Below are 18437 nucleotides of genomic sequence, written 5' to 3' on the forward strand. Positions count from 1 at the left end.
ATAATAAAATGGCAAAAGATATTAAATTCAGCGAAGACGCTCGTCGTTCCATGCTACGCGGTGTGGATCAATTAGCGAACGCAGTAAAAGTAACACTTGGACCAAAAGGTCGTAACGTTGTTTTAGGCAAAAAATTCGGTTCTCCACTTATCACAAATGATGGTGTGACGATCGCAAAAGAAATCGAATTAGAAGATGAATTTGAAAATATGGGAGCAAAATTAGTTTCTGAAGTTGCTTCCAAAACGAATGACGTAGCCGGAGACGGTACGACAACAGCAACAGTTCTTGCTCAAGCAATGATCCAAGAAGGATTGAAAAATGTAACAGCTGGTGCTAACCCTGTTGGTATCCGCCGCGGGATTGAACGAGCAGTTGCAGCAGCGATCGAAGAACTAAAAACAATCTCTAAACCGATCGAAGGGAAAGAATCGATCGCTCAAGTCGCTGCGATTTCTTCTGGAGATGAAGAAGTAGGTAAATTGATTGCAGAAGCGATGGAACGCGTTGGTAACGACGGCGTCATCACGATCGAGGAATCCAAAGGCTTTGCGACAGAATTAGATGTAGTTGAAGGAATGCAATTCGACCGCGGCTACACAAGCCCTTACATGGTAACAGATTCTGACAAAATGATCGCAGAATTAGAAAAACCATATATCTTGATCACTGATAAAAAGGTAAACAACATCCAAGAAATCCTACCATTACTAGAACAAGTGGTACAACAAAACCGTCCGTTATTGATCGTTGCGGAAGACGTGGAAGGCGAAGCACAAGCAACACTTGTGTTAAACAAACTTCGCGGTACATTCAACGTCGTAGCAGTGAAAGCACCAGGATTCGGTGATCGTCGTAAAGCAATGCTGGAAGACTTGGCGATCCTTACAGGTGGTCAAGTAATCACCGAAGACCTAGGCTTAGATCTTAAAACAGCAACTATTGACCAATTGGGAACAGCTAGCAAAGTAGTCGTAACGAAAGACGACACAACCGTTGTCGAAGGCGCTGGCGAATCTGCTCAAATCGAAGCACGTGTTAACCAAATCCGTGCGCAAATGGAAGAAACAACTTCTGAATTCGACAAAGAAAAACTACAAGAACGTTTAGCAAAACTTGCTGGCGGAGTTGCAGTAGTTAAAGTCGGAGCAGCAACTGAAACAGAATTGAAAGAACGTAAACTTCGCATTGAAGATGCGTTAAACTCTACTCGTGCTGCTGTTGAAGAAGGTATTGTATCCGGTGGTGGTACAGCCCTTGTCAATGTGTACAATAAAGTAGCAGAACTAGAAGCAACAGGCGACGAAGCGACTGGTATCAAGATCGTTCTTCGTTCTTTAGAAGAACCAGTTCGTCAAATCGCACACAATGCTGGTCTAGAAGGCTCTGTTATTGTAGAACGTTTGAAAAATGAAAAAGTTGGCGTTGGCTTCAACGCTGCAAACGGCGAATGGGTAAACATGATCGACGCTGGTATCGTGGATCCTACTAAAGTTACTCGTTCTGCTTTACAAAACGCTTCTTCCGTAGCAGCATTACTGCTTACAACAGAAGCCGTAGTTGCCGACCAACCAGAAGAAAACGCACCAGCTGCAGCACCTGATATGGGTATGGGCGGCATGGGCGGAATGATGTAAGGGAAACCTTGCAAATAGCTTAATACCAATGTTTAAAGCGGTCTTTATGACCGCTTTTTTCTTGTTTACCCACATTTTGCCCACATTTTTTTATTTTCGTACTTTTTCACTACCTTTCAGATGATAAAGATTCAGCTATATTTAAAACTTTTTCCGAGGCTTCTTTTTGAGTTTTTTCGGTCAGATGGATATAGGTTTCTTTAGTAGTTTCAAATGTACTATGTCCAAGTTGCTTTTGGATATATAATGTTGGAACGCCTTCCTCTTCTAAAATAGAAGCATAAGAATGTCGAAAATTGTGAGGTGAATAATAAGATGGCAAATCACAAAGTTTTAAAATACGGCGCATTCTATTGGCGATCTGTTTGGGCGTTTCGGGATAACCGAAATCTTTAGAAAATATAAATCGTTTCATGGCTCCGCCTAGCGCTATATAAAGTTCTTTCTGTTTGATTATTTGCTTCCTAATCAATTCGTAAATATAATAAGATATTTCTATATCTCTAATGCTTCCTTTTGTTTTAGGCGGGAGTAGCTGGTATTTATCCATTTTATTGGTAGGGTTGTATATCGTTTGCGTAATTCTGATGTAGTAGCCGTTTTCTTTTTTTAGCAAAGCATTTTCTTGTAAAGCACATAATTCGCCAACTCGCATGCCAGTATTCACTAGTAAAGAAAAAATTTCAAAATCGTTACTTAATCCTTGTGTTTTTGCATTATGCAGAAAAAGGCTGATTTCTTCTCTTGAAAAAATCTTTACTCGCCTATTATTAATGGAGTCTTGTATAGATTGTGCCGTTTCTATTTTTTTAGGAAGTTTTGCATATAATGTTGGATCGCGATCGATTAAGTTGTCTTGATAAGCCCTCTTGAATATCATTCGTGCAGTAGAGTGGGTACCTGATATAGTATTCGTAGCATACTTTTCATTTAAGCTGTTTAAATAATCTTGATACTGAATAGAAGTGATTTGATTAATTTTTGCATAGCCAAAGTGTTTAGCTAATCGTCGATATTCTATTTCTCTAGGCCGGACAGTGCTAGGTTTATTATTAGAAGCGTAGTCTTTTAACCACTTCAAGGCATATTCATGAAACATAACCGAAGCGTCATTATTAAAATGACCGTGTTTTATTTTCTTTTCCATTTCAGCAGCAGCTTCCACGCAGTCGGATTTACGAGAAAATCCGCTTTTCATTTTTTCTTTTATTTTGCCAGTAGCTGGATCGCGGTATTTAATTCGATATTCCCATTTCCCATTCCTTTTACGATAACTAGCCATTCTAACAACTCCTTTTCGCACGTATGTTCTGCTTTTAGCTATAAAGAAAAGCCCGAGGGCTTTCTTTGGTTATTTATTTTTGATTTTCCCGGAAAATGTTACTTTACCTATTTGAATCTTAATATCATTCCCTTTGTTTTCAAAACCAACGCCGATTTGAGTATGCATGACTTGTCCAGTTTTGATCGGTTTGATTACCATGCCTCTATATAGCGTTTAACCGTTCGATAATCACAATTATATTGTTTGGCAAGGGCTGCGAAATTAGGATGAATTTCATTCATAATGTGTAGTAACACTCCTTCTAAGACATCTTTTCTCATGATTCACTCTCCTTGGATAGTTTCATGAAAAAGAATATCAGATTTGTCATGTACCTACATTTTCGATGGCCCTTTTCCTACATTTTAATATGGCCCTTTACAACACTAGACGGTAACGGATTGATTATTTCGATTAGAGAAGGCGACAATCCTGCGACATTTGTCAGTTTAGACGCAGTTTCTAGCGGGCTAGCCTTTAGTGCAAATGCTTTAGAGATCACTTTTGCTGGATCAAGTGGATCAAATGGTGTTAATTATGACACCTACGGCAATATTGTTCCTTCTGCACAAGCTGGCGAATGGAAAATAAAGGATGTCTTAGGAAACAATATTTTCACTGTGCCGGTTAGTTCCAAAAGTAGTGCGTGGGGATATATCGTTACACCCAAACATTTTCAAGCTGGCAACATGGTGCTTTCGAAAGATCATTCAATCAGCAGTTTAGACGGTCAAACAATTTATTTCACTAATACGCCCGGCGGCGCACGTGTTGATATTGCTTGTAAATCTGTACAGCAATCTTCTCTTCTTTCTATGAAAGAAAACTTAAAAACGATTGATCTGGACGATGCTTTGCAGGCTATTATTGATACTGATGTTCGTCAATATAATTTTAAAGGTGAAAGCAATACCCATACGTCTTTTATTATTGATGATGTTAATGAGGAAAAACAATACTATGTCGATCCTCACTTTTTAAGTGCAACTGGTGACGGAAGAGATGATGGGAGTGTAGTCGGATATCTTATGTTAGCTATCAAAAAACTAAAACAAGAAATTGATGAGTTAAAAGCCAAGATAGACTAGGCTTATTTTTTATGTAAGGGGATGTTCCTATGAAAAAGATGTGGGTGAAAGTAAAGCTACAGTTATACGAAAAGCCCTATAAAGAGTATTTAAGTATCCTTTATTTATTGCAGGTCAGTTTGTTCAGCATGGTTACTGGCGGTTTCTTAATCGTCAAGGGCGATGAAATTATTGAGCAGAGTAAAACCTACAAATTAATGGCAAACCTCATGACAATGGATACATGGGGTTTTTTGTTTGTGATCAGTTCTGTATTGATCTTCATTGCAGCATTTCAAGAAACAAAGGCTAAATTTATCAATATGCTGATAGGAGGACTTATCGGGGTGTTTGTCCTCTTTTTATATGCAAGTGCAAGTGCTGAAAGTCAAGCGACACAGCTATGGCCTATACGCTACGGATTAAGCGCTTGTTTTAATTTATTTGTATCAGTAGCAGGAGGCTGGGAGTTATGGAGGATGAAAAAGATAGAAAAAGATATGTGACCCGGCTCGATCTTTTAGAACATGGCGATAAATTAAAAAAAGAGATCAGAACCGAAATCAAGGAGGTTGATAGAAATGTAGATGAATTAAGAGACGATATGGGGGAACTTAAAGATTTAGTTTTGCCTATTTCGGGCGCGTTGCAGCAGATTGTAGAGAATACAAAAGAAACGGCTGTATCTTTAAAAGGCGTTATTAAAAAGCAACAGGAACATGACATTGAAATGGCGGAATTTAGAATTTCAAACACGCAAAAAGGAAAGAAGCGAGAAGGAAATACAACAATAATCGTGGCGATCATTGGGGGTATTTGTACCATAATCGGAACAATGCTCACGGTTGCACCACTAATTTGGCATTAGGAGGAATAAATAATGAAAAATTTTAACTGGCAAGTAAGGTTTAAAAACTGGAGAACGTGGGTGCTTACACTAGTCACACTAGGTACGATCGTATGGACAGCAGGGGGCTTTCAGTTGTCTGATTTAGACAGCTGGACGCAGTTAGGTCATGCGTTTATGACGTTTCTAAACAAGCCTGTGGCAATTGTGGCAGTGTTATCTGCGTTAATTGCGAACTATGTTGATCCAACGACGCATGGTTTATCAGACAGCAAGCAAGTATTAAATTACACGGAACCTCGAAAGGATGATAAATAATGGGAAAAATCGCTGATATTTCACATCACCAAGGGATAGTAGACTGGTCAAAGGCAAGTAAGGAATTGGATTTAGCCATTTTGCGGGTGCAAGATGGTTCTAATGTTGCAGATAGACAATATAAGAACAATGTCGCTGGTGCTAAAAAGTATGGCGTTCCATTTGGATCGTATGCTTTTACACGGTTTGTTAGCGTGGCAGATGCAAAAAAAGAAGCGCAAGACTTCTACAATCGTTCTGATAAAGCAAGCAAATTCTGGGTGGCTGATATTGAAGTCAAGACAATGGGAGATATGGCAGCCGGCGCGAAAGCATTTGTTGGTGAGTTACGACGTCTTGGCGCTGGTAAAGTCGGCATCTACATTGCACATCATCTTTATAACTCGTTAGGAATCAACTACAAGCAGTTTGATTTCGTTTGGATTCCTCGCTACGGCAATAAACCCGTGTACGCATGTGATCTTTGGCAACACACATCAAGCGGTAGCCTAGCAGGAGTTAATGCTCGTGTGGATCTTAACACATTGAATGGCAGCAAGAAGCTAGATTGGTTTATCGGCGCTACAGCCAAGCCTTCCGATGACAGCCACAACAGCAAACCGTCTACAGGTAAGAAACTAGGCAAGTTCAAAGCAGGACAAAAAGGCGTGTTAAGCAAAAACGCTGATCGATACGCTACTGGCGAAAAGATTCCTACAGGCGTTAAAAATAAAGCCTACACGGTCATTCAAGCGAAGAAAGAGAAACATGGTAGTTCTAGCTATAAATATCTATTAAAAGAGCTTAACAGTTGGGTGTGGGGTGCTGATATTAAAGTGCAAGGCGCTAGCAATTCCAGCAAAAAAGAATACTACACGGTAAAAAGTGGCGATAATTTAACGGCAATTGCGAAGAAGTATAAAACGAGCGTGAGTAAGTTGCGGAAATTGAATAAAATTAAAAACCCTAACTTAATTAAAGTCGGGCAGAAGTTGCGTGTTAAATAACCAAAAAGCCCACTCTCGGTTGAGGGTGGGTGTTTTTTATCGAACAAAATACGAACAGAAACTAAAAGTTTCGGCAAAATGCTTTTAATTTTTATCTGAATGGGGTAATATACTATATGAGATTAAAAGCCCATAAAGTCCTTAACTCTTTGTAGCTTGTTAATCTCTTTCACGCTCATAGCTATGCGTTGATATGGTAGTGTGGTAGCCATGTCGCCCGACAGAGGCTTTATATCTGCTCACTAGTCCCGGTAGGAGACACCTTCCTACCCTTACCCATTACATAGACCCTGCTTTAATGCAGGGTTATTAATTTTGAGAGGGTGTATACGCATTTGTTGGTAGAAGGTAAAGCTTTAAAAACTAATTTTTATCTATGCTGCGAAGCAAATCATATACATTTGCTCAATCTATTGAACGATTATATCAACAACTTTCACAACAAGGATATACTAATACATACAAACTATAAAAAATTATTAGATATAAAAGTTCACTTTCACAAAAACGATCTTCCTCACTTGCTAGGTTGGGATAAGTCATCTAACTTTACTGGGGCGAAAAGGATATGTGACGCTGTACATCGAGAAAAAATGACTCATGAATCAATGAAAAAGCATCATCGATATGACGAATCGAAGAAAAGAATGTTACAATATAATTTTCTGCATAATATTTTCTATGACGGTGGCATTGATGCTTGTGTAATGACAAGAGATATGAAGCCTAACAGAATGAAACTAGATATAGTATTTTATGAAGAAAAAATTGAGGAGTATGTTGTTTTAGGGTTGAGAAAGAGAGCAGAGACCGATTATTTTGTTTTAACTACTCTCCACACGACTGGGAAAAGTAATTGTTTATATAATAATAGGAGAAAGACCAGTATAAGCTCAATAGAATGGCTATAACCCACCACCCGGTGGGCTTTTTTTATGTTTTCAACCCTCACCATTACATATTTACACAATAAAACGACACATTTCATTCCAAATTGTCACAAAATCTCCACAGACATTTATCGGGAAATCAGGTAAAATAAATGTTTGAAAATAAATAGGAGTGTGAGAGAATGAAATTAAAGCATCTAATGTACATATTTGCAGCTAGTTTAATGTTATTTTCTGTAAGTGTACCAGCGACTGCAGCAATAGCAAAAGAACAAACTGCTAGCCCAGCAGCAAATGCAACACCTGATGGCTATCCGAATTCCAGCAATGGCGGTCGTGGTGGTGGCGGAGGCGGAGGCGGCTCTTCGGCGCCGGGAGGATTTAAAGGACCTGCGAAGCCAACGCCAAAACCGAAGCCAAAGCCGAAATCAAACAAAGGTAAAAAAGGCAAGAAGAAGAGCAAAAAGAAGAAGAAGAAAAAAACTAAAGCTCAAAAATACAAGTCAGCCAAGAAAAAAGGTAAAAAGGTTAAGGGGAATAATTCCAAGAAAGTAAGTAAAAAAGGAGATAGTAAACTACCACCGACTGGGAAAAAGTATTCATCTAAAGATCTAATCTCCGGTGGTAAAGTGAAGCAACGAAGATATTATGGCAAAAATGGAAAAGCAGAATTAGACATTGATTACTTTCATGCGGTTTCTAAAAATCAAAATGTGAAATTTCCACATAGGCATAAAATAACATGGGGAAAAAATGGTAAAATAAATAGAAGTAAGCACTGATTAGGGAGGTAAAAATAATATGACCAAAACAATTTATGATGATTTTCCGGCAGATGATAAGTTAGAGTGGACGCACGTATTAGCATATGTAGAAAGCGGTCGAGAAATTGAATTTGAGTATCAAGGAAATGAATATTTCATGTCTTACTCAGGCGACGAAGGGCGTCAATTGCTTTCAAATAGTCAAGAAATTAGTGAGTCATTCGGCGACGATCATACGAATTTCTTTTATCAAGCAATGATAGGCGACAAAACCTTATACGATATTTTCAAGAATAAAGAAGCCGAAGTCACTGGGATACTCTAAAATGACAGAAGAAGGATGGCGAAATTTTCAAGAAATGATTGATGAAGGACAAGAAATTTCTTTCGATTTTAGAGAAGAAGAATGGTGGATTAGTCGGTTACACGATGAAGAAAAAAGTTATCTTTTAACCGCTCCTGATACATATACACAATTTTTCAAAACAGCAGATGAACTTTATAAAAATGGCATGATGGATGGAAAGCCATTCATTGAAAGAGTTCCTGAAATTGATTGGTAAATCAACCTCGCTTCGGCCGGGTTTTTCCATGCAAAAAAACGCCCTCACTGGAATAGTGAGGGTTATTTTAATTCCTTTTCACGATCAGCAATAAGTTGCTTGAATTCTTCTAGGTCGTCTAATGTGGCGTGATCGCGAATGAATTTTCTTCCAGATCGTTTATAAGATTGAATGGTATTTTTTTCTCTATTTTTATCTCTGTATCTTTTGCTCGCTGCTTTTTGTGCTTCTGACGTTTTATCTGCCATCTTAGATCACTCCTTTCACACGCAGAACAATCAATGCAACGATTATAACAACAATGATTGTCCATGCTGGATAAAATTTCAAATTAACTTCTGTTGTTTTATTGTCTGTCTTATGATCGTAATGAAACATCGTGTACCCTTTGAATATTCTTTTCATGGTTTTATGAATGTGATATAATTTATTTAGAAACACAGGAGCTTAACGCTCCCATGTTCTAGTGATTGTGAACCGGAAAATTAGAAGATTGATTGTCAAGGTCACTTCTAATTTTTCGGTTCTTTTAATTTTTATCACATTCTCTTACCTCCTTTCTATATACTTATTGTATAACGTATACGTTATAAAGTCAATGTTTTTTTGATTTAAAATAATTTATTATATGGAAATAGTTCATACTTACCCACATTTTGCCCACAAAATTAAAAAAGCTACATGAAATATAGCGAAACATTTTTATGTTTGACGCTTAGAAATGTTGTTTTTATATAGGTAAATGAATGTACACGAAACGCTGTGAACAAGGATAATAAACGGGCGGAATGATGTAAGGGAAACCTTGCAAATAGCTCAATACTAGTTTTTGAAGCGGTCTTTATGACCGCTTTTTTTGTTTCCGTAGTCAGTGCTTTTTAATTGGCATAAAGATAAGGAAACTGGTAAATTAAAACCTGGAAAAGGGTGCTAGGAGAGTGATAAAGATGGAAAAAATAAATTGGGTAGAATTTAAAAAAGGTATCGAAGAGAATGAAGAAGAGATTTCTTTTTATTTTCATGATAATGAATGGTGGATAAGTCGCTTATACGGAGAGCCTAGAAGTTTTTTGCTTACCAGGTCAAAGGATTCTTATACGCAACGGTTTGAAACAGCGGAGGAACTATTTACACGTGGGGAAATTGAAGGTAAAACTATTACTGATAGAAGAGAAGAGCTATATTGGTAAACAAACCTCGCTGGAATAGTTAGGATTATTTCAGTTCCTTATATTATAATAGTTTTCAATTTTGCCCACTAATCTAAAAGAATTCTATGAAATGTAACGGAACATTGTTTTGCTTTCAACAGCTAGATAAGTTGGTTTAAAAGGGAAACGAAAATATGTAAAAGCCCATAAATAGCATAATAAACGAGCGGCATGATCTAAGAAAAACTTACAAATAACCTAACACCAAAAAAAAGCGGCCACAACGACCGCTTTTTTATTTATCATTTCTCATTCAATTTCGAATGTTTCCTAGAATAAAGGAAATAAAGTGCCAATCCAACAACTAGCCAAATCGCAAAACGTTCCCATGTTAGCGGGTTTAGATTAATGATCAAGAACAGACAGAAACCAATTGCCAAAATAGGCACGAGTGGAACGAGCGGTGTGCGGAATGCTCGCGGAAGATCCGGCTGTGTCTTGCGAAGTACCAAGATGGAGAAAGAGACAAGTACGAATGCGCTTAGTGTTCCGATATTAACGAGTTCTGCCAATTCATCTAATGGAATAAGCGAACCTAAAATCGCGGCGATGAGGCCGAATACCCAAGTGGCGATGAATGGTGTATTGTATTTTTTGCTTACTTTTGAAAAAATCGGTGGGACTAAGCCATCTCGCGACATTGCAAAAGTGATTCTTGTTTGGCCATAAAGCATGACGATCATAACTGTTGTCATTCCGAGAATCGCACCAACATCGATGATCCCAGAAATCCAATTTTGACCGGCAATTTTTAAGACAGCGGACACGGGGTGATCAATGTAGGGAGCGAAGTTTTTATATGGAACGACTCCTGTCATGATACCAGTGACCACCACGTATAAAACCGTACATATTCCTAGTGATATCAAGATCCCTTTCGGAAGTGTTTTTGACGGGTTGACCGTTTCTTCTGCGCTGGAAGCAATGGCATCAAAACCGATAAAGGCAAAGAAAACTGTCGCTGCTGCGGTAAAGACGCCGCTAAAACCAAATGGCAAGAACGGTGTCCAATTAGAAGGTTTTACATAGAAGATCGCAACAACGATAAATAATAGGACGACGGCTACTTTGACTACTACCATAATATTATTCACGCGTTTCGTTTCCCGAACACCAATTGAGATCAATGTGGTAACTAAAATAACAATGATAAAAGCAGGGAGGTTAAAATAAGTGCCCCCTTCAGGCGTTGCTCCAGGTGCGGCTGTCAAAGCATGCGGCAAATGGATACCAAAGCCCGCTAATAAAGATTGGAAATAACCAGACCAGCCGACGGAAACGGTACTAACTGCCAGTAAATATTCGAGTAGCAGATCCCAGCCGATAATGAAGGCTACCAATTCTCCGAGAGTAGCGTAAGAATACGTATAAGCAGAGCCGGATGCAGGGACCATGGAGGCAAATTCGGCATAGCATAGGGCAGCAAATCCACAAGCCAATGCTGCAATAATAAAAGAAATAATAAGTCCCGGCCCAGCTGTTAGTGCGCCAGTCCCTGTCAAAACAAAGATCCCCGTTCCGATGATCGCTCCAATACCCAACATCGTTAAATCAAATGTTTTTAATTCTTTTCTTAACGAACTTTGATGATTGTTCTGCATATCTACAATACTTTTTTTCCTTAATAATGCGTTTTTCAATTTGCTCACCTCTTTTTTCTATATTTTATCAGAATATTTTGTATTTGTACACGTATCATAGAATGTTATATCTTGAGAAAGGATACAAAAAGGCGCTAAAACCTGGATCATCAATAGTCATTTTAATACGGTGGAGATTTTATTGTCCCACTTGGCGAAGCGCATATAGATAAATCGCTTCGCCATCTTCTATTTCTAAAAAACGGTACCCTAGCTTCTTGATCAATTCAATAGAAGCTGTATTGTCTTCGGCGATCCCGGCTTTGATCGTCTCGAAACCTTGGGTAGCTAAATAATCCATTGCCCCTAGCACGGCTTCTGATGCATAGCCTTGTCTCGCATGATCGGGATGGATCGTATAACCCAGCCAAACCGATTTTCCTTCCGTCTGCAAGTACAGGTCGCCAATCAATCTATCCGCTTTTTGGGAAATAATAGCCAACTGAACTCCGGTTTTTAAATCAGCAGGCTTTAAAAGCGCTTGCTCATATTCGGATTGGGTCAACCCTTTGAATCCTTGATGCTGCATCCATACGTCGTTATTTCGATAACTGATAAAACGCGCCATGTCACTTTGCTGAAAAGGGCGGATCAAGCAGCGTTCTGTTTTGAGCTGGATCATTTTTTTCCTCCTTATTTTAAATAATAAAAACCTCTGAACGATGTCTGTCCAGAGGCTTCTACAACCATGTTATTGTTGATTTTGATTTCTAAGTAAATTGCGGATCTCTTCTAAGTATTGCTCGGAAACGGTTGGTTCCGGTTCTGGCTCCTCCGTTTTTTTGCGAGAGAGCGTATTGATCAATTTGATAAAGAGGAAGATTGCAAAAGCAATGATGACAAAATCCACGATGGACTGAATAAAGGCACCATATTTTATAACAGCATCACCCACTGTGAAAGATAGCTTAGAGAAGTCAAGACCACCTAAGATCAATCCCACTAACGGCATAATAATGTAATCTACTAATGAACTGACGATTTTACCAAAAGCTGCTCCAATAACGACCCCAACGGCTAAGTCAAGGACATTTCCCCGAAGTGCAAAAATTTTAAACTCTGCGATAAAGTTTTTCATTATCTCACCCCCTAATGCTTATAAGTATAAAGGAATTTACAAAGTTAGGAAAGAAATAAATCATGAAAAAAGAAGCAAATTCTTTTCATCTATGAGAAGTCATGCTATTTTTAAGGAAGAAGAAAAAAGGAAAGTAGGAAAGAGCGTATCATGAAATTAAGGAAAGTCTTCTTTATTTGCATACTGGCAATTATCAGTTTAGGGATGATCATCCCCATAAATGCTTCTGCGCACGCCTATTTGCAGAATTCTAATCCAAAAGACCAATCCCATATTCAAAAGGCACCAAAGCAAGTACGGCTTGTTTTTGATGAAATGATCCAAGCAGATTTTCCTAGTATTCAAGTGACGGGGTCAGACGGGAAAAAAGTTTCTGTTGGGAAAACGCGTGTCAGCAAAGAAAACGATCATGTGGTGGAAGTTGGTTTAAAGTCAAATCTAAAGCCGGACGTATACACAGCGAGTTGGCGCGTTGTTTCAGCAGATGGGCATCCTGTACAAGGACAGATCGCCTTTAAACTCGGGAAAACAAATCAAGCATTTCAGCAAGCAGACACGGGAAGTAATACTAGTCAGACGGTCGTAAGCTCCTTGCAGAAAATTATTTTGTACATAGGGTTTTCTTTGTTTGCGGGCACACTCCTTTTTGCTTTCTGGATTTTTCGGAAGGAAGAGGAAATGCCGGGCGAGGTGCGCCGTGCATGGCATCGACTGCATATAGGCGCTTGGCTGTTTACGGGTGTAGCACTTCTTTTGAATATCCCGATCCAACTTCTGATCATTGCCGGGCAACTTGATTGGCGCTCTGCACAAGAAATTTTTTGGAATAACGCGACTGGTCATCTTTTGTTGATTCAGTTGGTCTTGTGGGTGCTCCTTGGGGGAGCAGTATATGTGCAAAAAATGCGGAAACGCTATCTAGTTATGATTCTAGAAGCGATTTTACTAACTGGACTGCTAATAACAAAAGCAATGATGGGGCATTCGGCGGCTGCTTCTGACAAAGTCGTCGCGATTGCAGCAAATTTCTTGCATCTTGCAGCAGCAAGCAGTTGGGTGGGGTTGATGCTCGTTATGCTGATCGCCTTATGGAAATACCCTGCTAAAAAAGAGAAGTGGGAGCGTTTTTCTCCAATTGGCGTTATTGGCGTTGCCGGAATATTGATGAGCGGCTTATTGCTAGCGGTCATGGATCTTGGCGGCATCGGCAATTTATTTCACACCACTTATGGGCTGCTGATCGTGATAAAGATCGGTCTGTTCCTATTAATGGGAGGAATCGGTTTAGCACATTATCTACTTATCCATATGGCGAACAAACAGCTTCCGCTTAAAACGATCATAGTCGAGTATGGGATCGGCATCGCGGTATTGATCGTCGCTGGATTTTTGACTAACACGCAAACACCGCCGCCTGCCGCGCCGGAAGCATTCAATCAAACGATCGTGGCGAAAGCATCAACGACGAAAATCAATTTGCAAGTATTGCCAAAAGTAGTAGGCGAAAATCAATTTGTGGTCAGCTTTTTAAAAAATGATGGTTCTACGCGCACAGACTTCCAGCAAGTTTCACTGACTGCTGTGAATAAAAAGACGAAACAGCAAGTTACTTTTCAAGCTAAAAGGGAAAAGTCGTTTTACACAGCTAGCGGTCTTTACTTAAACCAAACAGGAAATTGGGAAATAAAAGTTCACGCACTGACGAAAGATTTTCAAAATGTCGATCAGACATTTACTTTTTCGATCACTCAATAAAAGGAGAAATAATAAATGAAAAAACACGTATTAGGTTTTATCTTGATGGTAGGATTGATCATCGGTTTGCCAATAGTTGCTAGTGCGCACGTAACAGTCCTGCCGGCTACAAGTGCGACAGGCGCTTATGAAACTTACACAGTCAAAGTTCCAGTTGAAAAGGACAGCAATACAACGAAAGTAGTGGTCAAGCTTCCGGCGGGAGTGTCATTCAGTTCGTATGAACCGGTGGCAGGCTGGAAAACGACATTTTCCAAACAAGCAAAGACAATCACATGGCAGGCCCAAAACGGCGGAATCAAGGCGGGACAATTTATGCGCTTCACATTCAGTGCTAAGAACCCGGATAAAGAAACATCGATTCCATGGAACGCCTATCAATATTACCAAGATGGTTCGATCGTGGAATGGACTGGCGGAGCAGATGCAGATACTCCGCATGCTATAACGAAGATCGTAAAAGATGTAGATAACGGCACGGCGGCCGACAGTCACGGGAAAACATTAACACAGAAAAAGGCTACAGAAACGGCTGCACCAGCTGATAACAATTCATGGCTTATATGGATCACATTGGCAGCAAGCGTGATCGCGATCGTCATCAGTATCATCGCGATTGTGAGCAAAAGAAAATAATTTTTTAAGTGAAACTTCTTTTAGATGACAAAGCGACATGCTTTGTTTACCTGAAAGAAGTTTTTATTTGTAAAAACGGGTATAAAAGAAAAATAACAACTCCTGATACGGCGCAAGACTGATTTAGTCTGGATCTGCTTGACTTATTTAATTGGATAAAGTAGTATAAGTGTTCGTTTGACTTTATGTGAGGAGGAATACATACATGCAGATTTTATTTCAGCACTTGAAAAAATACCGATTGCAGACCATTTTATCCATCTTATTTGTAACTATCATGGTCATCTCGCAATTGTGGCAGCCGAAATTGTTGCAGCAAGTTCTTGATGCAATCATGAAAGATAAGATGGACCGTATTACGTCGATAGGGATCGTGCTTATCATCGTAGCAGTTGTCGGTCTGATCGCAGGTATTTTAAACACAATTATTTCTGCTAAAGTAGCACAAGGGGTCGGTGCGGACCTTCGTGAGAGCAGTTTCCGCAGAATCCAGACATTTTCGTTCAGCAACATCGAGCGCTTTTCAACAGGAAATCTGGTCGTACGGCAAACCAATGATATTACGCAGATCCAAAATCTCGTGATGATGAGTCTGCAAACACTGACTAGGATCCCGGTCATGTTTATCGGGAGCTTTGTTTTGGCGCTCATAACATTGCCTGCTCTCTGGTGGGTCATTATTTTATTAGTAGTGCTTGTGGTTCTTATTGTTATGGGAACATTCGGGGCAATGGGGAAACACTTCGCCAAGATCCAGCATTTTCTTGATCGTGTCAATGCGATCGCGAAAGAAAATCTAGCGGGAATGCGGGTCGTCAAATCCTTTGTCCAAGAAGATAATCAAATCAAGCAATTCACGAATACCAGTGACAAATTGACCCGGCATACGATCATTGTCGGAACATTGTTCTCGGTCATGATTCCGGCATTTATGCTCGTTTCCAATTTAGCGATCGTCGTTTCGATCTATTTTGTTGGGGACATGGTAAAAAGTGATCCGGAAGTAATCGGTGCGATCGCCTCTTTTATGAATTATCTGATGCAAATCATGATGGCGATCATTATCGGTGGTATGATGACAATGTTTGCTTCACGTGCCTTTATTTCATTAGGACGTATCAATGAGATCCTGAACACAGAAGCAGATATCAAATACGACGAAAATGCCAAGGATGAAGTACTACCGGGAAGTGTGGAATTCCGTGATGTCAGCTTCCGTTATGAGAATGATGATCAAGATGCACTTTCACACATTTCCTTTAAAGCAGAAAGCGGTGAGATGATCGGGATCGTTGGTGCGACAGGCGCTGGGAAATCAACACTCGCTCAAATGATTCCGCGTCTTTATGATCCGACAGAAGGCGAAGTGCTTATCGGCGGCAAAGACTTAAAAACGGTCAGCAAAAAGACATTACGTCAAACGGTATCGATCGTCCTGCAACGAGCGATCCTGTTTTCCGGGTCGATCTCCGATAATCTGCGCCATGGTAAAAAAGATGCTTCCATCAGCGATATGGAACAAGCGACAACGATCGCCCAGGCGAAAGAATTTATTGAAAGACAAGATAAGCGCTATGAAGGCATTGTCGAAGAGCGCGGCGCCAATTTCTCCGGTGGTCAAAAACAGCGACTTTCGATTTCGCGTGGTGTGATCGGGAATCCGAAAATCTTGATCTTGGATGACAGCACCAGTGCTTTGGATGCTCGCTCCGAAAAATTAGTAAAAGAGGCATTGAACCGAGAATTGAAAGATACAACCACTTTTGTGATCGCACAGAAAATCTCCTCCGTTATCAATGCAGATAAAATCCTTGTCCTTGATGCTGGAAAACTTGTCGGCGTCGGCAGTCATAAAGAATTGCTTGAAACCAGCTCGGTTTATCAAGAAATCTATGACACACAAAAAGGAAAGGATGCGGTAGAATAATGAAAGAATTTAAACAGATCAGCCGTTTTTTCTGGTATTATCTTCGGGCATATAAACTGCAACTGTTTATCATTTTGATAGCCGTAGTCGGCGCCACTTATCTGCAGGTCAAAGCACCGCAGTATATTGGGAAAGCGATCCAAGAGCTGGCTAATTATGCCGTGAAGCTTTTCCAAACCGGTGTGGATGATAAAAGCGAGTTCCATCATATCTTATGGATGCTACTGCTTTTCTATGTTCTTACTTCCGTGGCGACATTTATCCAATCGATTGTTATGACTGGGGTTGCAGGGAAATCGACCAACCGGATGCGGATCGGTTTATTCCGCAAAATGGAGAAACTGTCGATCCGCTTCTTCGATAAGCATAGTGATGGCGAAATGCTGAGCCGGTTTACAAGTGATATGGATAATATTTCCAATACATTAAACCAAGCTATCGTTCAAGTGCTTTCTAACTTTGCATTAATGATCGGAGTCATCATCATGATGTTCAATCAAAATGTGAAGTTGGCGCTGATCACTCTTATCGCTGCGCCATTCGCGATTGTGATCGCAGCACTCATCATCCGCAAAGCACGTCGCTATGTGGATCTGCAACAGGACAGTTTAGGCGAATTGAATGCCTATATCGATGAGAAGATCTCCGGACAGAAAGTCGTGATTACGAACGGGCTGGAAGAAGAGACGATTGCAGGCTTTACGAAACACAACGAAAAAGTGAAAAATGCTACTTATAAAGGTCAAGTTTATTCCGGGATGTTATTCCCAGTTATGCAGGGGATCTCTCTCTTGAATACGGCGATCGTCATTTTCTTCGGTGGCTACCTAGCGCTGAATGGCAGTTTGGAACGAGGAGTCGCACTTGGCTTAGTAGTAATGTTCGTACAATACTCGCAGCAGTTCTACATGCCACTGACCCAGATCTCTTCTCAATACAACATGCTGCAGCTCGCTATTACAGGCGCAAGACGTGTCAGTGAAGTTTTTGCAGAACAAAACGAAGTAGAGCGGGAAAATGTCGGCACGATCGGTGAAATTAAAGAACGCGTCGAATTGAAAAACGTCTCTTTCGGTTATGATAAAGAAACGCCCGTATTGAAAGGCATCGACTTGACCCTTGATAAAGGGAAAATGGTTGCGATCGTCGGGCCGACTGGTTCCGGAAAAACAACGATCATGAATTTGCTCAATCGCTTTTACAATGTTGATGGCGGAGCGATTCTATTTGATGGAAAAGATATTCGTGATATCGAACTGCATGCGTTGCGCAAACAGGTAGGGATCGTGCTTCAAGACTCCGTTCTTTTCTCAGGTACGATTCGGGAAAACATCGCTTTCGGAAAACCAGAAGCAACGGAAGAAGAAGTCATTTCTGCAGCCAAACAAGCGAATATCCATGACTTCATCATTCAGCAAGAAAAAGGATATGACACACAAATCAGCGATGAAAACAGTATTTTCAGTGTCGGTCAGAAACAGCTTATCAGCATTGCCCGCACGATCTTGACCAATCCAAGTCTGCTGATCCTTGATGAAGCGACAAGTAATGTGGACACAGTAACAGAAAGTAAGATCCAAAAAGCCATGGATGCTGTTATTTCTGGACGGACCAGTTTTGTGATCGCCCATCGGTTAAAAACGATTTTAGATGCAGATTATATCGCCGTCTTACATCAAGGCGAGATTATTGAAGAGGGAACGCATGAAAGCCTACTTAAGCAAAAAGGATTTTATGCAGAACTTTATCATAATCAATTTGTTTTGGAATAACAAAAAGCCCACTCCTGAGATG

23 protein-coding genes are annotated in these 18437 nt (G+C 40.1%); 15 read left to right on the forward strand and 8 right to left on the reverse strand.

From position 1 onward, the window contains the following. Positions 1 to 8 precede the first annotated feature (8 nt). Positions 9 to 1637: a chaperonin GroEL gene (gene groL, locus HMPREF0556_RS09880; protein ID WP_003758171.1), complete on the forward strand. Its 1629-nt coding sequence runs from the start codon at positions 9 to 11 to the stop codon at positions 1635 to 1637. Between the two features lie 109 nt (positions 1638 to 1746). Here groL and HMPREF0556_RS09885 read toward each other — a convergent pair whose 3' ends face one another. The 3 genes from HMPREF0556_RS09885 to HMPREF0556_RS13705 form a co-directional block, all read right to left on the reverse strand. Beyond that, positions 1747 to 2919: a site-specific integrase gene (locus HMPREF0556_RS09885; RefSeq protein ID WP_003758172.1), complete on the reverse strand. Its 1173-nt coding sequence runs from the start codon at positions 2917 to 2919 to the stop codon at positions 1747 to 1749. A gap of 69 nt (positions 2920 to 2988) precedes the next feature. Next, positions 2989 to 3120 carry a hypothetical protein gene (locus HMPREF0556_RS13700; RefSeq protein ID WP_003758173.1) on the reverse strand — a complete coding sequence of 44 codons (132 nt, stop codon included), beginning with the start codon at positions 3118 to 3120 and terminating at the stop codon, positions 2989 to 2991. Beyond that, positions 3114 to 3242, reverse strand: coding sequence for a hypothetical protein (locus HMPREF0556_RS13705; RefSeq protein ID WP_003758174.1), 129 nt, complete (start codon positions 3240 to 3242; stop codon positions 3114 to 3116). The genes HMPREF0556_RS13700 and HMPREF0556_RS13705 overlap by 7 nt, the downstream gene beginning before the upstream one ends. A 120-nt stretch (positions 3243 to 3362) precedes the next feature. On the opposite strand from HMPREF0556_RS13705, the gene HMPREF0556_RS09895 reads away from it, so the two are divergent. The 9 genes from HMPREF0556_RS09895 (at position 3363) to HMPREF0556_RS09935 (ending at position 8396) form a co-directional block, all read left to right on the forward strand. Then, on the forward strand, positions 3363 to 4049 hold the full coding sequence (locus tag HMPREF0556_RS09895; protein WP_040486738.1) for a hypothetical protein: 687 nt from the start codon (positions 3363 to 3365) through the stop codon (positions 4047 to 4049). Positions 4050 to 4078: 29 nt separating this feature from the next. After that, entirely contained in the window at positions 4079 to 4534 is a 456-nt protein-coding gene (locus HMPREF0556_RS09900; protein WP_003758176.1) for a hypothetical protein, read from the forward strand. Next, complete coding sequence (locus HMPREF0556_RS09905; RefSeq protein WP_003758177.1) at positions 4501 to 4896, forward strand: hypothetical protein; 396 nt, start codon at positions 4501 to 4503, stop codon at positions 4894 to 4896. Before HMPREF0556_RS09900 ends, HMPREF0556_RS09905 begins: the two co-directional genes overlap by 34 nt. A 12-nt stretch (positions 4897 to 4908) precedes the next feature. Then, positions 4909 to 5193 (forward strand): phage holin, encoded by a 285-nt coding sequence (locus HMPREF0556_RS09910; RefSeq protein ID WP_003758178.1) that lies wholly within the window; start codon positions 4909 to 4911, stop codon positions 5191 to 5193. Further along, positions 5193 to 6179 (forward strand): GH25 family lysozyme, encoded by a 987-nt coding sequence (locus HMPREF0556_RS09915; protein WP_003758179.1) that lies wholly within the window; start codon positions 5193 to 5195, stop codon positions 6177 to 6179. Before HMPREF0556_RS09910 ends, HMPREF0556_RS09915 begins: the two co-directional genes overlap by 1 nt. A gap of 338 nt (positions 6180 to 6517) precedes the next feature. Then, positions 6518 to 7090 (forward strand): PBECR4 domain-containing protein, encoded by a 573-nt coding sequence (locus HMPREF0556_RS09920; RefSeq protein ID WP_139028103.1) that lies wholly within the window; start codon positions 6518 to 6520, stop codon positions 7088 to 7090. 161 nt (positions 7091 to 7251) lie between these two features. Then, a complete protein-coding gene (locus tag HMPREF0556_RS09925) occupies positions 7252 to 7851 on the forward strand; it encodes a hypothetical protein (protein ID WP_003758181.1) in 600 nt (199 codons plus the stop codon). A 19-nt stretch (positions 7852 to 7870) separates the two neighbouring features. Then, a complete protein-coding gene (locus tag HMPREF0556_RS09930; RefSeq protein WP_003758182.1) occupies positions 7871 to 8158 on the forward strand; it encodes a hypothetical protein in 288 nt (95 codons plus the stop codon). 1 nt (position 8159) lies between these two features. Beyond that, positions 8160 to 8396 carry a hypothetical protein gene (locus HMPREF0556_RS09935; RefSeq protein ID WP_003758184.1) on the forward strand — a complete coding sequence of 79 codons (237 nt, stop codon included), beginning with the start codon at positions 8160 to 8162 and terminating at the stop codon, positions 8394 to 8396. A 62-nt stretch (positions 8397 to 8458) separates the two neighbouring features. Here HMPREF0556_RS09935 and HMPREF0556_RS09940 read toward each other — a convergent pair whose 3' ends face one another. Both HMPREF0556_RS09940 and HMPREF0556_RS13710 read right to left on the reverse strand, forming a co-directional pair. Beyond that, complete coding sequence (locus tag HMPREF0556_RS09940) at positions 8459 to 8644, reverse strand: hypothetical protein (protein ID WP_003758185.1); 186 nt, start codon at positions 8642 to 8644, stop codon at positions 8459 to 8461. A gap of 1 nt (position 8645) precedes the next feature. Further along, positions 8646 to 8774: a hypothetical protein gene (locus HMPREF0556_RS13710; RefSeq protein ID WP_261795815.1), complete on the reverse strand. Its 129-nt coding sequence runs from the start codon at positions 8772 to 8774 to the stop codon at positions 8646 to 8648. Positions 8775 to 9343: 569 nt separating this feature from the next. Here HMPREF0556_RS13710 and HMPREF0556_RS09945 point away from each other — a divergent pair. Then, on the forward strand, positions 9344 to 9586 hold the full coding sequence (locus HMPREF0556_RS09945) for a hypothetical protein (protein WP_003758188.1): 243 nt from the start codon (positions 9344 to 9346) through the stop codon (positions 9584 to 9586). Positions 9587 to 9849: 263 nt separating this feature from the next. On the opposite strand, the gene HMPREF0556_RS09950 is transcribed toward HMPREF0556_RS09945, so the two are convergent. The 3 genes from HMPREF0556_RS09950 to mscL form a co-directional block, all read right to left on the reverse strand. Continuing rightward, a complete protein-coding gene (locus HMPREF0556_RS09950) occupies positions 9850 to 11208 on the reverse strand; it encodes a branched-chain amino acid transporter BcaP (RefSeq protein WP_036104743.1) in 1359 nt (452 codons plus the stop codon). 178 nt (positions 11209 to 11386) lie between these two features. Then, positions 11387 to 11869 carry a GNAT family N-acetyltransferase gene (locus HMPREF0556_RS09955; RefSeq protein WP_003758192.1) on the reverse strand — a complete coding sequence of 161 codons (483 nt, stop codon included), beginning with the start codon at positions 11867 to 11869 and terminating at the stop codon, positions 11387 to 11389. A gap of 69 nt (positions 11870 to 11938) precedes the next feature. Then, on the reverse strand, positions 11939 to 12325 hold the full coding sequence (gene mscL / locus HMPREF0556_RS09960) for a large conductance mechanosensitive channel protein MscL (protein ID WP_003758194.1): 387 nt from the start codon (positions 12323 to 12325) through the stop codon (positions 11939 to 11941). 150 nt (positions 12326 to 12475) lie between these two features. On the opposite strand from mscL, the gene HMPREF0556_RS09965 reads away from it, so the two are divergent. The 4 genes from HMPREF0556_RS09965 to HMPREF0556_RS09980 all read left to right on the forward strand — a co-directional run bounded on the left by HMPREF0556_RS09965 (position 12476) and on the right by HMPREF0556_RS09980 (position 18415). Next, positions 12476 to 14080 carry a copper resistance CopC/CopD family protein gene (locus HMPREF0556_RS09965; RefSeq protein WP_003758196.1) on the forward strand — a complete coding sequence of 535 codons (1605 nt, stop codon included), beginning with the start codon at positions 12476 to 12478 and terminating at the stop codon, positions 14078 to 14080. Positions 14081 to 14095: 15 nt separating this feature from the next. Continuing rightward, a complete protein-coding gene (locus HMPREF0556_RS09970) occupies positions 14096 to 14716 on the forward strand; it encodes a YcnI family copper-binding membrane protein (protein WP_003758198.1) in 621 nt (206 codons plus the stop codon). A gap of 205 nt (positions 14717 to 14921) precedes the next feature. Beyond that, positions 14922 to 16643 (forward strand): ABC transporter ATP-binding protein, encoded by a 1722-nt coding sequence (locus HMPREF0556_RS09975; protein WP_003758201.1) that lies wholly within the window; start codon positions 14922 to 14924, stop codon positions 16641 to 16643. Beyond that, complete coding sequence (locus tag HMPREF0556_RS09980) at positions 16643 to 18415, forward strand: ABC transporter ATP-binding protein (protein WP_003758202.1); 1773 nt, start codon at positions 16643 to 16645, stop codon at positions 18413 to 18415. The genes HMPREF0556_RS09975 and HMPREF0556_RS09980 overlap by 1 nt, the downstream gene beginning before the upstream one ends. Positions 18416 to 18437: the final 22 nt, after the last annotated feature.

This window comes from Listeria grayi DSM 20601, from assembly GCF_000148995.1.
Lineage (GTDB): Bacteria > Bacillota > Bacilli > Lactobacillales > Listeriaceae > Listeria > Listeria grayi.

Excerpts from the sequence above, each read along its gene's own strand:
- HMPREF0556_RS09915 (WP_003758179.1), top strand. The coding sequence starts at position 5,193 with ATGGGAAAAATCGCTGATATTTCACATCACCAAGGGATAGTAGACTGG.
- groL (WP_003758171.1), top strand. The coding sequence starts at position 9 with ATGGCAAAAGATATTAAATTCAGCGAAGACGCTCGTCGTTCCATGCTA.
- HMPREF0556_RS09975 (WP_003758201.1), top strand. The coding sequence starts at position 14,922 with ATGCAGATTTTATTTCAGCACTTGAAAAAATACCGATTGCAGACCATT.
- HMPREF0556_RS09885 (WP_003758172.1), bottom strand. The coding sequence starts at position 2,919 with ATGGCTAGTTATCGTAAAAGGAATGGGAAATGGGAATATCGAATTAAA.
- HMPREF0556_RS13710 (WP_261795815.1), bottom strand. The coding sequence starts at position 8,774 with ATGTTTCATTACGATCATAAGACAGACAATAAAACAACAGAAGTTAAT.
- HMPREF0556_RS09950 (WP_036104743.1), bottom strand. The coding sequence starts at position 11,208 with ATGCAGAACAATCATCAAAGTTCGTTAAGAAAAGAATTAAAAACATTT.
- HMPREF0556_RS09980 (WP_003758202.1), top strand. The coding sequence starts at position 16,643 with ATGAAAGAATTTAAACAGATCAGCCGTTTTTTCTGGTATTATCTTCGG.
- HMPREF0556_RS09905 (WP_003758177.1), top strand. The coding sequence starts at position 4,501 with ATGGAGGATGAAAAAGATAGAAAAAGATATGTGACCCGGCTCGATCTT.
- HMPREF0556_RS09925 (WP_003758181.1), top strand. The coding sequence starts at position 7,252 with ATGAAATTAAAGCATCTAATGTACATATTTGCAGCTAGTTTAATGTTA.
- HMPREF0556_RS09970 (WP_003758198.1), top strand. The coding sequence starts at position 14,096 with ATGAAAAAACACGTATTAGGTTTTATCTTGATGGTAGGATTGATCATC.
- HMPREF0556_RS09935 (WP_003758184.1), top strand. The coding sequence starts at position 8,160 with ATGACAGAAGAAGGATGGCGAAATTTTCAAGAAATGATTGATGAAGGA.
- HMPREF0556_RS09910 (WP_003758178.1), top strand. The coding sequence starts at position 4,909 with ATGAAAAATTTTAACTGGCAAGTAAGGTTTAAAAACTGGAGAACGTGG.
- HMPREF0556_RS09940 (WP_003758185.1), bottom strand. The coding sequence starts at position 8,644 with ATGGCAGATAAAACGTCAGAAGCACAAAAAGCAGCGAGCAAAAGATAC.
- HMPREF0556_RS13700 (WP_003758173.1), bottom strand. The coding sequence starts at position 3,120 with ATGGTAATCAAACCGATCAAAACTGGACAAGTCATGCATACTCAAATC.
- HMPREF0556_RS13705 (WP_003758174.1), bottom strand. The coding sequence starts at position 3,242 with ATGAGAAAAGATGTCTTAGAAGGAGTGTTACTACACATTATGAATGAA.
- HMPREF0556_RS09945 (WP_003758188.1), top strand. The coding sequence starts at position 9,344 with ATGGAAAAAATAAATTGGGTAGAATTTAAAAAAGGTATCGAAGAGAAT.
- HMPREF0556_RS09965 (WP_003758196.1), top strand. The coding sequence starts at position 12,476 with ATGAAATTAAGGAAAGTCTTCTTTATTTGCATACTGGCAATTATCAGT.
- HMPREF0556_RS09955 (WP_003758192.1), bottom strand. The coding sequence starts at position 11,869 with ATGATCCAGCTCAAAACAGAACGCTGCTTGATCCGCCCTTTTCAGCAA.
- mscL (WP_003758194.1), bottom strand. The coding sequence starts at position 12,325 with ATGAAAAACTTTATCGCAGAGTTTAAAATTTTTGCACTTCGGGGAAAT.
- HMPREF0556_RS09900 (WP_003758176.1), top strand. The coding sequence starts at position 4,079 with ATGAAAAAGATGTGGGTGAAAGTAAAGCTACAGTTATACGAAAAGCCC.
- HMPREF0556_RS09930 (WP_003758182.1), top strand. The coding sequence starts at position 7,871 with ATGACCAAAACAATTTATGATGATTTTCCGGCAGATGATAAGTTAGAG.